9 protein-coding genes and 1 pseudogene are annotated in these 13,325 nt (G+C 65.4%); 7 read left to right on the top strand and 3 right to left on the bottom strand.

Annotation, left to right across the window (positions count from 1 at the left end; translation table 11 throughout):
• The first annotated feature begins 16 nt into the window (after positions 1-16).
• The 4 genes and pseudogenes from FB460_RS10605 (at position 17) to purL (ending at position 5,103) form a co-directional block, all read left to right on the top strand.
• Complete coding sequence (locus FB460_RS10605) at positions 17-1,825, top strand: hypothetical protein (RefSeq protein WP_142094089.1); 1,809 nt, start codon at positions 17-19, stop codon at positions 1,823-1,825.
• A gap of 78 nt (positions 1,826-1,903) precedes the next feature.
• Positions 1,904-2,152 (top strand): annotated as a pseudogene (purS, locus tag FB460_RS10600) (phosphoribosylformylglycinamidine synthase subunit PurS); the annotation flags it as partial.
• The gene (purQ, locus tag FB460_RS10595; protein ID WP_142094087.1) at positions 2,149-2,829 is read left to right on the top strand and encodes a phosphoribosylformylglycinamidine synthase subunit PurQ; all 681 of its coding nucleotides are present in this window, start codon (positions 2,149-2,151) and stop codon (positions 2,827-2,829) included. The pseudogene purS and the gene purQ, both read left to right, overlap by 4 nt.
• 36 nt (positions 2,830-2,865) lie before the next feature.
• Positions 2,866-5,103 carry a phosphoribosylformylglycinamidine synthase subunit PurL gene (gene purL / locus FB460_RS10590; protein ID WP_142094086.1) on the top strand — a complete coding sequence of 746 codons (2,238 nt, stop codon included), beginning with the start codon at positions 2,866-2,868 and terminating at the stop codon, positions 5,101-5,103.
• A gap of 497 nt (positions 5,104-5,600) precedes the next feature.
• On the opposite strand, the gene FB460_RS10585 is transcribed toward purL, so the two are convergent.
• A complete protein-coding gene (locus FB460_RS10585; RefSeq protein WP_170210055.1) occupies positions 5,601-6,524 on the bottom strand; it encodes a DUF559 domain-containing protein in 924 nt (307 codons plus the stop codon).
• Between the two features lie 589 nt (positions 6,525-7,113).
• A complete protein-coding gene (locus FB460_RS10580; protein ID WP_142094084.1) occupies positions 7,114-8,331 on the bottom strand; it encodes a hypothetical protein in 1,218 nt (405 codons plus the stop codon).
• A 123-nt stretch (positions 8,332-8,454) separates the two neighbouring features.
• Between FB460_RS10580 and FB460_RS10575 the strand changes: the two genes are divergently transcribed.
• Positions 8,455-9,795 (top strand): dipeptidase, encoded by a 1,341-nt coding sequence (locus tag FB460_RS10575; RefSeq protein WP_142094083.1) that lies wholly within the window; start codon positions 8,455-8,457, stop codon positions 9,793-9,795.
• A gap of 52 nt (positions 9,796-9,847) precedes the next feature.
• On the opposite strand, the gene FB460_RS10570 is transcribed toward FB460_RS10575, so the two are convergent.
• A complete protein-coding gene (locus tag FB460_RS10570) occupies positions 9,848-10,606 on the bottom strand; it encodes a hypothetical protein (protein WP_142094082.1) in 759 nt (252 codons plus the stop codon).
• A 180-nt stretch (positions 10,607-10,786) separates the two neighbouring features.
• Between FB460_RS10570 and purF the strand changes: the two genes are divergently transcribed.
• Positions 10,787-12,232 carry an amidophosphoribosyltransferase gene (gene purF / locus FB460_RS10565; RefSeq protein WP_142094081.1) on the top strand — a complete coding sequence of 482 codons (1,446 nt, stop codon included), beginning with the start codon at positions 10,787-10,789 and terminating at the stop codon, positions 12,230-12,232.
• A complete protein-coding gene (gene purM / locus FB460_RS10560; RefSeq protein ID WP_142094080.1) occupies positions 12,229-13,302 on the top strand; it encodes a phosphoribosylformylglycinamidine cyclo-ligase in 1,074 nt (357 codons plus the stop codon). The genes purF and purM overlap by 4 nt, the downstream gene beginning before the upstream one ends.
• Positions 13,303-13,325 lie beyond the last annotated feature (23 nt).

Below are 13,325 nucleotides of genomic sequence, written 5' to 3'. Positions count from 1 at the left end.
GCTGATTGGAGAACGCATGACAACCAGCTCGACGCCGAGCCGCCTCACCCCGACGATCGTGGCGACACCGGGGCAGCGCACGATGACGACAGTGATCAGTGGCGAAGCTCCCGTTCAGATCGGGCGACGTTATTTCTGGCTGGATGGAAGCGTCGTGCTTTATGGACGGGCCGTCCTGGACACGCAGGGGCTCGCCACGGTGCTGCCGTCGGGTGTCGGTTCTTGGGATATTGCCCGACTCGCCAAGTGGTGGGCCGACGGTGCCCGTGACGTCGGCGCTCTTTATGTCTGGGACGAGAGTCAGGATTGGGCAGCCTGCCTGCCCGATCCCTTGGGCGGGGCGCTGGCCTTTCATATGAATCATACGGGGCTCCAGGCCGTCTCCACTGATGTCCAGGGCTTGGTTGACTACGCGCGGGACGCGGGGGCTCCCCTGCAGAAGTCTCCGTTGTTCCAAGCCGAGCGGATTCTCTTTGGTAACGGCAGCCTCGTGCACAGCAGTTACGAAGACGTCGAAGTGGCCGATCCGTTCGAGTTCATTTACGTACGCCATGGTGCCGTTATGGTGCGTCCGTATGAGCATGCCTTCGACCTTGCTGATTGGCCTCTTACTGACCTGTTCGAGGCCACGCGTCAGGACCTGCTGACCAACGTGGCCGCCCTGCACCAGTCACCCAGCGACTTCCGGATCACTCACCTGACAGGTGGATTCGACTCGCGATTGGTGTTCGGGGCCATCCACGAACTTGGGCTCGATGACTCATTCCTCTACTTCTGTTCCGGACCTCCTGCCACGCGGGACCGCATCGTGTCCGACGGACTGTTCCGGCAGTTCGGTCTGCGGCGTGCGGAAAGTGCGGGCCTGTCGAGTGCTGGCTCTCGCAACATCGCTGAGATGCTTCTCGGCCCCATGTTCAACAGTGCCGGGATGATGGAGACCGGGCCGAACGGCCGGGAGGGCAGCGTCTCGGTGACGGCTCTGGGAGGCGGCTACGGCGAGGTTCTGCGGACGTTCTACGGTGACCGTCAATGGTCGAAGGATGGACGGACCATCGATGCGCAGCTCGTCGATGAGAACTTCATGCCCAAGGGCACCGGTGTCACCCGCGAATCGGCGCGGAAACATCTGCACGACAGGCTGGTGGCCCGGCTCACCGGGCTGCTGCCGAAGTTCGATGTCGACTTCCTCGGGGACGCCTATTACACGTACAGCCGCAACCGCTACCACATCGGTCAGGGATCGCTGATCTGGAGCAGGATCGGTGCTCGTTTCGATCCGCTCTACTCCGTGGCAGGCTTCTTCCTCGCGAGTCGGCTCACGCAGAAGGGCCGCCGTTCCAATGTCGTGGGCCATGACCTGATGGAATCCTTCGAGCCGCGGCTGTTGCAGTACCCGTTCGACAAAGAACGCTTCAACGACGACCTGCTCGCACTACGCAAGCGCCGTCCGGTCCGGGATCTGCCGACCGAGGGGGAGATAACCTCAGTGCCCACGGCGGTCCCCGGGATCGTCGCCGAAGGGCCCGCCGCCGAGCTCATGCAGGAGCTGGACATTCTTCCCACCGACAGTTCTCCGGAGGCACGCAAGGCAGCCACAGACAAGGCGAACGCCATGAGGATGAACTTCTGGCAGATCTACAACCTTGAGCCTGCTCGTGCGCTGCTGCGCGTCGCCATTGAACGGGTTCAGGACAACGCCGACGTGCAACAGGTCTTCGATCTCGATCAGTTGCGTCAGATCGCCAACACCAAGGAACCGCGCAAGCCGCAGATCCGGAACATCTACAGCGGTCTCTCCTCGATCCTGTGGCTGGCCGTCGACTGACGCTGGGCGGAAGCTGTGGGATCAGGGTCCACGCCGTCAGCAAATGGGCGAAGTCGATGAATGGACCGCTAGGATGCCGCCATGCCGCGGATTATTGTCGACGTGATGCCCAAGCCCGAGATCCTGGATCCGCAGGGCAAGGCGATCACCGGAGTCCTGGAAAAGCTCGGTCACACCGGCCTCTCGGTGCGTCAGGGCAAGCGATTCGAGATCGAGGTCGATCAAATCACCGACGCTCGCCTTGACGAGGTGCGCAAAGCCGCCTCCGAGGTGCTCGCCAACGAAGTCATCGAGAACTTCACCGTCCGCGTCGAGGAGGCGCAGTGAGCGGCCGCGTCGGCGTCGTCACGTTCCCCGGGTCGTTGGATGACCGGGATGCCCTGCGCGCCGTCGAACAATGTGGGTTCGCGCCCGTGCCGCTGTGGCACGGTTCGGACACGATCGACGATGTGGACGCGGTGATCCTGCCCGGCGGCTTCTCCTACGGCGACTACCTGCGCGCCGGAGCCCTGGCCCGCTTCTCACCGCTGATGGCCGACATCATCAAGCGCGCCGAGGCCGGCATGCCAGTGCTGGGCATCTGCAACGGTTTCCAGGTGCTCTGCGAATCCCACCTGCTCCCCGGGGCGCTCACCCGCAACGCACACCGACGCTTCCGCTGCCGCGACGAGCGTCTGCTGGTGGAATCGGTCGACACGGTGTGGTCCAACGCCTTCACCGATGGCCAGGAGATCAACATCGTCCTCAAGAACGGTGAGGGCAACTATGTGGCCGACGCCGAAACCCTCATGGTGCTCGAGGCCGAGCGTCGCGTCGTGTTCCGCTACCTCGAGAACCCGAACGGCTCGATGAACGATATCGCCGGCATCACCAACGAACGCGGAAACGTCGTGGGCCTCATGCCGCACCCCGAGCACAACGTCGACCCGCTGGTGGCCCCCTCCACCGACGGCCGGGGATTCTTCGCGAGCCTCACCAACTTCCTCAGCCGCGTCGCGGCCTGACGCCCGTCGGCGTCGAGTACCGAGAAAGGACGCAACATGGCCGACACCACCGCCAACGCCGCCAACACTCCCGATGTGGAACAGCCCTGGGCCGATCTCGGCCTCAAGGAGGACGAGTACCAGCGCATCCGCGAGATCCTCGGTCGACGCCCCACTGCGGCCGAACTGGCGATGTACTCGGTGATGTGGTCCGAGCATTGCTCCTACAAGTCCTCCAAAGTGCACCTGCGGAAGTTCGGGGACCTGCCCAAGACGACCCCCCGTGGCGAACTGCTCGCCGGTATCGGTGAGAACGCCGGCGTCCTCGACATCGGCAACGGCTGGGCGGTCACCTTCAAGATCGAATCGCACAACCACCCGAGCTACGTCGAGCCGCATCAGGGTGCTGCAACCGGCGTCGGTGGCATCGTCCGTGACATCCTCGCCATGGGTGCCCGTCCCGTGGGTGTCATGGACTCGCTTCGCTTCGGTCCCCTCGACCTGCCCGACACCCAGCGCGTGCTGCCCGGCGTCGTCGCCGGCGTCGGCACTTACGGCAACTGCCTGGGCCTGCCCAATATCGGCGGCGAAGCGTTCTTCGACCCCACCTACTCAGGCAACCCACTGGTCAACGCCTTGGGCGTCGGTGTCCTCAAGCATGAAGATCTCCACCTGGCCCACGCGTCGGGCACCGGCAACAAGGTGGTGCTCTACGGCGCGACCACCGGTGGCGACGGCATCGGCGGTGTTTCGGTGCTGGCGTCGGAGACCTTCGACGCCGACGGTCCCGCGAAGCGGCCTTCGGTGCAGGTCGGCGACCCGTTCATGGAGAAGCTCCTGATCGAATGCACCCTCGAGCTGTTCGCCGCAGGAGTCGTGACCGGCATTCAGGATCTCGGCGGTGCCGGGCTCTCCTGCGCCACCTCCGAGCTCGCCTCCGCCGGAGACGGCGGTATGCACATCGAACTCGACCGCACCCCGCTGCGTGATTCCTCCCTGAGCCCGGAGGAGATCCTCATGAGCGAATCACAGGAACGCATGATGGCTGTGGTCGAGCCCGGCCGCGTCGATGAATTCATGGAGATCTGCGCCAAGTGGGATGTGGAGGCCACCGTCATCGGTGAAGTCACCGACGGCGACCGACTCGTCATCGACTGGCACGGCGAAACCGTCGTCGATGTTCCCCCACGCACCGTCGCCCATGATGGGCCGGTGTACGAGCGGCCCTACGCGCGTCCCGAATGGATCGACAAGGTCAATGCCGACGCCGCCGAGGACCTCGCCCGGGACGCTCTGCCGTTGCGCGAGCAGGTGCTCCGGGTCATGGGGGCCCCGAATGTGGCCGATCGCACGTGGATCACCGAGCAGTACGACCGATACGTGCTCGGCGACACCGTGCTTGCACGCCCCGAATCAGCCGGGATGATCCGCGTTGACGAGGACGGTCTCGGCGTCGCGCTCTCGGTGGACTGCAATGGTCGTATCGCCTACCTCAACCCGTACCTCGGTGCCCAGCACGCCCTTGCGCAGGCTTACCGTTGTGTGGCCGCGACCGGCGCCGAGCCCGTCGCTGTCAGTGACTGCCTCAACTTCGGGTCTCCCGAGGACCCCTCGGCCATGTGGCAGTTCGTCGAGGCGATCCTCGGGTTGGTCGACGGCTGCCGCGAACTCGGCACTCCGGTGACCGGCGGCAACGTCAGCTTCTACAACCAGACCGGTGAGACCGCCATCGTGCCGACGCCCACCGTTGGCGTTCTTGGCGTCATCGACGATGTTGCGACGCGCGTGAGCTCGAAACTTCCCGACGTCGGACACGAGCTGTGGCTGCTGGGTGAATCCCGCGATGAGCTCTCCGGATCGGTCTGGGCCGATGTCGTCCACGATGGTCATCTGGGTGGCATGCCCCCGAAGGTGGATCTTGAGGCGGAGAAGCGTCTGGTGGCTCTGATGTCGGAGGCCCACGGGCTGGTCGCCAGCGCGCGACCGCTCGTCGAAGGTGGCCTGGTACGTGCCGCGGTCGAATCGGCGATCATCGCCGGACGTGGCGTCGAGATCGAACAGCAGGGTGAACCTGTGGCCTGGTGGTTCGGCGAGAGTTCGGCCCGTCTCCTCGTGGGGGTCGACCCTGCTGTGGCAGCCGAGTGGAACGCCGCGTGTGAGAAGCATGAGGTTCCGGCGGTGCGCGTCGGCACTGTGCTGGATGGGACGCAGGTACGGCTTGGGGACATGGAGTTCTCTCTGGAGGAGCTCAGTGGCACCTGGCGTGCTCCGATCCCCGCAGCCATGGAGTCCTGAGGCTTCGCCTCTGAACCGGGAGTTCTTCCCGAACTGACTGTCGCCCACGCTCCTGTCTGGGGCACGCCACCGCGCTTCACCTTGACGTAAAGCCGTGTCTGCGCGGCATAACGCGGAGGTGGAGGGAACGCATCTCCTCATGGCAGCGTCGGCCCCAGCCTTGGGCGCTCCACCTTGACGTAAAGCGGTGTCTGCGCGGCGCAACGCGGAGGTGGAGGGGACGCGTCTCCTCATGGCAGCGTCGGTCCCGGCCTTGGGCGCTTCACCTTGACGTTGGGCCGCGTCTGCGCGGCACAACGTAGAGGTGGGCTGGTGGCGGTAGCCGTCTGGGCCGACCACTGTGCTCTACCTTGACGTAAAGCGGTGTCTGCGCGGCACAACGCGGAGGTGGAGGGGACGCGTCTCCTCATGGCAGCGTCGGTCCCGGCCTTGGGCGCTTCACCTTGACGTTGGGCCGCGTCTGCGCGGCACAACGCGGAGGTGGAGTCGGGTGTGTCTCACGGGCAGGAAGAGCAGCGACGCAGGTGGCCGTCCCAGCCGTTGCGCTGCAGCACACTGGCGACCCGGTGTGCTGTCCTGCAGGGGTTGACCACGATGTCATCCCAGCCGAACCGGAGGGTCGTGATGCCCAGAGCTGCGCGATCAGCGTCGGCGCGCGCGTCTGACTGCACACGGTCTTTGTGGAAGCGCCAGCCGTCCATCTCGATGGCGCAGTTCCACTCGCGGTACCAGCCGTCCACGATGTTGGGGCCGACGCGGACCTGACGCGAGGCGCGGGGCAACCCATGAGGCCGTTCCACCCCGCGCACGTATCGATGTTCGAGAGGGGATTCCGCGCCTTCCTGTGCATCCTCCATCAACTCGCTGATCAGTGTTCGATGGCGATGCCGCAACCGTGCGTCGAGAAGGTCGTTGAGTCGTTGCGGGCTCGTCCACCGGTCCCGTATCGCATCCGTGCAGAGGCCGATCGTGTTGCTCACGTCGAGCTCACTGCAGAGATCCAACACGATGTCGCCCGGCTCCAGTGTGCGTTGGATCAGCATGCGCCGCAGGCGTCCGTACCCATCTTCCCGGAACCGCCACCCGGCCCTTGGACGCTTCTTCGTGCCGTTGGGAACCCACACGGTCACCGGCTGCTGCAGGTTCTGCTGGGGAACCTTCATGCCGAGCATGTGCAGCCCATGCCAACCTCCGACGGCTGCGCCGGCCCCAGCAACCCGGAGCCCGACGTGGGCCAGCGTCTTCGGTGTGGGAATGCCCAGGCTGTACTGGCCCGGCGTCAGCAGGTGCAGTCGGCTCTCCGCGACCAACCGGCGTCGCGCATGCCGTCCCACGCCTTCGGCCTCAAGGTCCTGGACACTCAACAGGCCGTACCGCGCCTGTTTCCTCAGTTTCTCGGACAGATGCTGTTTCGCTCGCATGCTGCTCACCATGGATGGGGCGCGTCGAAAACGAACCGTCTTCGATGATTCTGTGGACAACTCCCAGCAGCTCCGACGCCATCCACAACCACTCGCTGAGTACATCGCTCACTTCGTCGCCCACCTTGACGTTGTGCTGGGCAGACGCGGCTTCAGGTAGAGGTGGAGCGCGGGGTGGGGTGGGTGCGCCAAGAGGGAGAGCGGCAGAGAGGGGCGTCCTCTTCCACCTTGACGTTGTGCCGGGTAGACGCGGCACAACGTCAAGGTGGGGCGCGGTGGTTGGCCCGGGTGGCTGCCACAAACAGCCCACCTTGACCTATTGCCGGGTAGACGCGGCACAACGTAGAGGTGGGGCGTGGTGGCTGGTTCGGGCGGCTGCCACAAACAGCCCACCTTGACCTATTGCCGCGCAGACGCGGCACAGCGTCGAGGTGGGGCGTGGTGGCTGGTTCGGGTGGCTGCCACAAACAGCCCACCTTGACCTATTGCCGGGCAGACGCGGCACAACGTCGAGGTGGGGCGCGCCAGAGCAGGCAAGGGGAGCGGACGCTGCTCAACGTGTCGCAGCGCAGAAGAAGCGGGACGCTGCTCAGTCGACGTGCCGGAAACGTGGGGGAGGGTTGACCCCGAGGTCCTTCCAGACGAAGTCGGGGATGCGGCCGAAGAATCCGTGGGTCCAATCGAGGCGCCAGGCGAGGTTGGCGGTGTTGAGCGAATGGGTCTCCCAGCGCACGCGTCCATCCTCGATCGACAGATCGACGCGGCCGCGCTGTTCCATCCACTGCATCGTGCGGGGATGGACCACGTCATGGGCGAACTTCGGATGGGCGCTACGTACCGCGAACATCTTGTCGAACGTGATGCTCTCGAACTGACGCTTCTCCCCGCCCGAGAGCCACCCCGCATTGAACGAGATGGGGCTGAACGGGAAGGGGACGTTGACCTCCATGAGGTACTCGTCATGGTTCTTGATCCGCGTCTTGGTGCGTCCCTCGCTGTCGGTGTACTGCTCGCGGGTCTTCCACTTGTGATGCAGGGCGATGAAAGCGAGTCCGTCGTTGGGGCCGGAGATGACGTCCACCGCCTTGTGGTCGAAGCCTCCGCGGGTGTGCTGCACATAATCCAGAGCCGAGTCGTTCTGAACCTCGTACAGCCAGTCAGTGCCGTGGAATCCGAGCTGCTGTTTCGGCATCGGCCGCGCGTACTGCTCCAAGGACGGGGCGCTCAGCGCGCGGGCGAGGGCCACGGCTCGTCGGATGTGGGCCTCCATCTCGTCGGGCTTGGGCGGGGTGTTGAGAAGCACCACATGGTTGCCGTCGATGGCGAACTGCGTATCGCCCGAACCCGCCACCTGGGGAAGGACGGGGCCGATGACCGACTGGACGGTCTGCATCCACTCTTCGCTGGTCGCGTGGGCTTTGCCGGGCCCCATCTCGACCGGTCCGAAGCCGCGGACACCTTCGAGTTTGCCCTGCTCGCTGTACTGGAACTCATCCAGCGCCCACGGGATCTCCACGACCGTGACGCGGTTCTCCTTGAATCCCCGGTACTTGTACTCGAACACGGTGAAGTCGACGCCGTCGACCTGACCGCGCACCGCATCATCAACGGCCCGCCCCAAGCCGACGCCGAACGGTGGGCAGTTGAGCCCGTGGGCGATGGTGATCGACGGGCTGGTGATGAACTCCCAGCCCTTCTCCCGCAATGACTTCACGTAGCGCCACCGAAGGATTCCCCACACGATGAGAGCGATGGCCGCCACCACGGCCACGATGATGACGATGAGCACCACAGGGTTGTCGGTCATGCCCCGATCCTTCCATGCGGGGGTTCGGCATTGCCTGCGGTCACGCAAGTGCCGCCAGTGAAAGTCGAGGGCGGGCTCCGATGCCTCGACGGCGCTGGGTGGTGGCAGGTCTACGATGCCGATATGACCGACATCATTGCTGCCGTTGACCGTGTCCTCCCCGGAGTCCGGGAGGATCTTGCCGCACTGGTGAAGATCCCCTCGGTGAGTTCGCAGGCAGAACATGTCGATGATGTTCGACGCAGCGCACAGTTCGTCGCCGACAAGCTCGCCGAGATCGGTTGCCCCCAGGTGGAGGTCGTCTCCGAAGGTGGGCATCCGGCCGTCATCGGACGCTTCCCCGCGCCCGAAGGTGCGCCCACGGTGACGCTGTATGCACACCACGATGTGCAGCCCACCGGTGATCCCGACGCCTGGACCTCGGCGCCCTTCACCCCTACCGAGCGTGAGGGGCGCCTGTTCGCTCGCGGGTCGGCGGATGACAAGGGTGGCGTCGGTGTCCATCTCGCGGCGTTGCGCGCCTTCGATGGCAAGCCCCCGGTGGGGGTGAACCTGTTCATCGAGGGTGAGGAGGAGATCGGTTCCCCCTCGCTCCCGGCGCTTTTCGCGAAGCATGGTGACAAACTCGCGTGCGATGTGTTCCTCATCGCCGATTCGGGCAACTGGGCGGTGGGGGAGCCGGCCTTCACCACGGCGTTGCGCGGTATGGCCACCCTCGACGTGGAGGTGGCGACGCTCGACCACGGGTTGCATTCGGGGCAGTACGGCGGTGTGGTGCCCGACGCCCTGATGGCTCTGACGCGACTGCTCGCCACCCTGCACGATGACGCCGGGTCGGTGGCCGTGGCCGGTCTCAAACATGCCGGGCCGCAGGACCTCGACTACCCCGAGGAGCGGCTGCGCGCCGAAGCCGCACCGTTGGACGGCGTCGATCTCATCGGCACCGGTACGCTCACCCACCGCATGTGGCACCAGCCCGCGATCACGGTGATCGGGATCGACACCACGCCGGTGGGTCAGTCGTCCAACACCCTCATCCCCTCGGCCCGGGCCCGGATCTCGGTGCGATTGGCTCCCGGGGACGACCCCGAGAACGCCCACCGAGTCGTCGCCGAGCACCTCACCGGCCACGCCCCGTGGGGTGCGCACGTCACGGTCACTCCAATCGAGGGCGGACGCCCGGTCTCGCTGGAGCTCGAGGGTCCGGTGGCCGATGCCGCCGATGCCGCATGGACCGAGGGTTTCGGTGTCGCGCCGGTGCGCATGGGTATGGGCGGGTCCATCCCGTTGACCCAGGAGTTCCGCGATCTGCACCCGAACGCACAGGTGCTGATAACCGCTGTGGTCGACCCGGACTCGCGGATGCATGGTATCGACGAGTCGCTGGACCTCGGTGACTTCGCGAAGGCCTGCCGCTCCGAGGCGCTGTTCTTGGCGAGGCTTGCTGAGGTCTCCTTGCGCTGACGCCACCGCGCGTCAGCGCAAGGGCGCGACGTGGGCCAGAGAGCGACGTGGGTCAGGGGCCACCGCAGGGGCCGATCCGGCCCATGGGGTGGAACTCCTCGCTGATCTGTGTCGAGATCTGCCGCACCTGTTCCGCGTCGACCTCGAAGAACATGCTGTAGTACCCGTCGTTGAGTTCATACACCGTGGTGGACCCATGGACGTGGTGCTCGTAGGAGGTGCGTTTCTTCGCCTCGGGGTACAGCTCGTCGACCTTCGACGGAGGATCGCCGATGCGCAGCCCGGACTTCGTGGAGCTGGCCTCGGACCACAACGCGATCATCTCGATGCGGCCCGATCGTTCGGTGTTGGTGGTGAACACCATCACGATCTCCTCGCCGTCCTGCTCGAAGATCGGTCCCAGACACTCCCATTCGGGTGTGAAAGCTGTGCGCACCTTGCGGGGAATGGGCTCGTCCATGCGCACCGGACCCCATCCGGCGGTGGTCAGCGTCCATTCCTCCCACTGACCGGGGCCATCGGCGCCCATGGTCTGTTTCGGCGAGGTGGTCTGTTTCGGTGTGGCGTTGCCGGACGCCTCCGCCGTCGGTTCCTGTGACGGTGATGAGGCCTCCTCGGTCGGGGCGGAGGACTCTGTTTTCTCGGAGGGGCTCGGACGGGGAGTCTCATCGGGGCGTTGCTGCCAAGGGGCCTTCCACGGGGCTTCGGGGACCACCTCGATCACGGCGCAGCCGGTGGTGCTCAGCACACCGGTCAACATCAGGGCGGCGATGATTCGCCAGGTCGACTTCCGTCCGCTGCTGTCGTGCATGGTCCCCCCTGAGTCCCTTGTTCTCCCGAGCCCTTTGGGGGAGAACGCATCCCCGCGGGCAGATCGAATCGCTTCGGACCTCTTGGGCAGGAGCCTACTCACAAGACCGGGCGCGTGGGGGCCGGAATGACCGAATCGTGCGGCGGGACGATTCCGGTGCAGAACGGGTACCCTGTACCAGTGCGCCGTCCCGATGGAATGTTGACCCACGAGCTTGATCCACAGGACCACGGCCCTCAGGACGCCTGCGGTGTCTTCGGGGTCTGGGCTCCGGGAGAAGAGGTGGCCAAGCTCACCTATTTCGGCCTGTTCGCGTTGCAGCACCGGGGCCAGGAATCGGCCGGTATGGCGGTCTCGAACGGACGCCAGCTCATGGTCTTCAAAGACATGGGGTTGGTCTCGCAGGTCTTCGACGAGTCCACATTGGGGTCCCTCAAGGGGCATCTGGCAGTGGGGCACACGCGTTACTCGACGACCGGGGCGAGTGTCTGGTCCAATGCGCAGCCGACCTTCCGTTCCACCCGACGCGGATCGATGGCCCTGTGCCACAACGGCAACCTGACCAATTCCACCCGGTTGGAGCAGCTGCTCTCCGAGCGCACCGACGCTCCGGTGCCGCACAAGGAGAACATGGATTCGACGAACGACACCTCGCTCGTCACCGCACTGCTCGCCACGTACGACGAACCGCTCGAAGAGGCTGCGCTGGAGGTTCTTCCCAAGCTCGAGGGTGCGTTCAGTCTGACGTTCTGTGATGAGGAGACGCTCTACGCCGCACGGGACCCCCAGGGCATCCGTCCGTTGGTGTTGGGGCGTCTGTCTCACGGGTGGGTCGTCGCCTCCGAGACCTGTGCGCTCGACATCGTGGGCGCCTCGTTCGTGCGTGAGGTGGAGCCCGGAGAGCTCGTCATGATCGACGAGAATGGCCTGCGTTCACGCACTTTCGCCGAGCCCGAGCCCAAGGGCTGCATCTTCGAGTACGTCTATCTGGCCCGCCCCGACACCCAGATCTCGGGCCGCCGGGTCCATGAGGTCCGCGTCGAGATCGGGCGTCGCCTCGCGCGGGAACATCCGGCCGATGCCGACATGGTCATGCCCGTACCCGAGTCGGGAACGCCGGCCGCGCTCGGGTACGCCGAGGAATCGGGCATCCCCTTCGGGCAGGGCCTGGTCAAGAACGCCTATGTGGGTCGGACCTTCATCCAGCCCAGTCAGACGATCCGTCAGTTGGGCATCCGGCTCAAGCTCAATCCTCTGCGGCATGTGATCGAGGGACGCCGTCTGGTGGTGGTCGACGACTCGATCGTGCGAGGCAATACCCAGCGTCAGCTCATTCGGATGCTTCGGGAGGCGGGCGCGGCCGAGGTGCATGTGCGGATCTCGTCGCCGCCGGTGCAGTGGCCGTGCTTCTATGGCATCGACTTCGCCTCGCGCGCTGAATTGATCGCGCCGGGGCTGTCCGTCGACGAGATCCGACGCTCGATAGGTGCCGACACGCTCGGATACGTTGGCATCGACGGCCTCACCGAGGCCAGCGGCATCCCTGAAACCAACCTGTGCCGAGCCTGTTTCGACGGCAGGTATCCGGTTGCCACACCAGAGCACTTCGTCCAGGAGGAATCGTGACCGACGCCAACCATCCCACCTCCGCCTACGCTGCGGCGGGCGTCGACATCGAGGCGGGGGAGCGCGCTGTCGCGCTCATGAAGGAGTCGGTAGCCCGGACGCGCCGCCCCGAGGTGCTTGGTGGTCTTGGTGGGTTCGCCGGCTTCTTCGATGCGTCAGCCCTGGCGAAATACCGGCACCCGGTTTTGACGACCTCCACCGACGGTGTCGGGACGAAGGTCGCCATCGCCCAGGCCATGGACAAGCACGACACCATCGGTCGCGACCTCATCGGCATGCTTGTGGATGATCTGGTGGTCTGTGGGGCCGAGCCGCTCTTCGTCACCGATTACATCGCCTGCGGACGCCTCGTTCCCGAACGCATCGCCGACATCGTGCGGGGCATCGCCGAGGGCTGTGAACTCGCTGGCTGCTCGCTGCTCGGTGGGGAGACCGCCGAGCATCCCGGCCTGCTCGGCGCAGATGAATACGACGTCGCCGGAGCCACCACCGGTGTGGTCGAAAAGGACGCCATCATCGGATCGGAGCGGATCCGCCCCGGTGATGTGGTGTTGGGTATGGCCAGTTCGGGTCTGCATTCCAATGGGTACTCGTTGGTGCGCAAGGTGTTGTTGTCCGACGCGGGCTGGTCCCTCGACCGCGATGTTCCCGAACTGGGGCGGACGCTTGGTGAGGAACTCCTGGAGCCGACACGTATCTACGCCAAGGCCTGCCTGGACCTCATCGACGCGGTCGAGGTGCATGCCATGAGCCACATCACCGGCGGTGGGCTGGCGAACAATCTCGCTCGCGTGCTGCCCGAGAACGTGCATGTCACCATCGACCGCTCCACGTGGCGGCCGGCCCCGATCTTCTCGCTGGTGCAGCAGGTGGGCGGTATCAGCGTCCCCGATATCGAGGCCACGTTGAACATGGGCGTCGGCATGGTGGCACTCCTGCCCGCCGGTGACGCCGATGTGGCGCGAGCACGGCTGGCGGATGTGGGTATCGACGCGTGGATCATGGGGGAGGTCTCAAGCGGTCCGGCGGATAACGCTGGTGTCACATTGGTGGGCGAACACCGGGGATGAACGCTCCGTTCGCCTAGAGTTCG

It is taken from the genome of Propioniferax innocua (assembly GCF_006716235.1).
Classification (GTDB): Bacteria; Actinomycetota; Actinomycetes; order Propionibacteriales; family Propionibacteriaceae; genus Propioniferax; species Propioniferax innocua.
The sequence above is the reverse complement of the archived record's forward strand: the minus strand, read 5'-3'. Positions and strand labels throughout refer to the sequence as shown.

Excerpts from the sequence above, each read along its gene's own strand:
- FB460_RS10605 (WP_142094089.1), top strand. The coding sequence starts at position 17 with ATGACAACCAGCTCGACGCCGAGCCGCCTCACCCCGACGATCGTGGCG.
- purL (WP_142094086.1), top strand. The coding sequence starts at position 2,866 with ATGGCCGACACCACCGCCAACGCCGCCAACACTCCCGATGTGGAACAG.
- FB460_RS10585 (WP_170210055.1), bottom strand. The coding sequence starts at position 6,524 with ATGCGAGCGAAACAGCATCTGTCCGAGAAACTGAGGAAACAGGCGCGG.
- FB460_RS10580 (WP_142094084.1), bottom strand. The coding sequence starts at position 8,331 with ATGACCGACAACCCTGTGGTGCTCATCGTCATCATCGTGGCCGTGGTG.
- FB460_RS10575 (WP_142094083.1), top strand. The coding sequence starts at position 8,455 with ATGACCGACATCATTGCTGCCGTTGACCGTGTCCTCCCCGGAGTCCGG.
- FB460_RS10570 (WP_142094082.1), bottom strand. The coding sequence starts at position 10,606 with ATGCACGACAGCAGCGGACGGAAGTCGACCTGGCGAATCATCGCCGCC.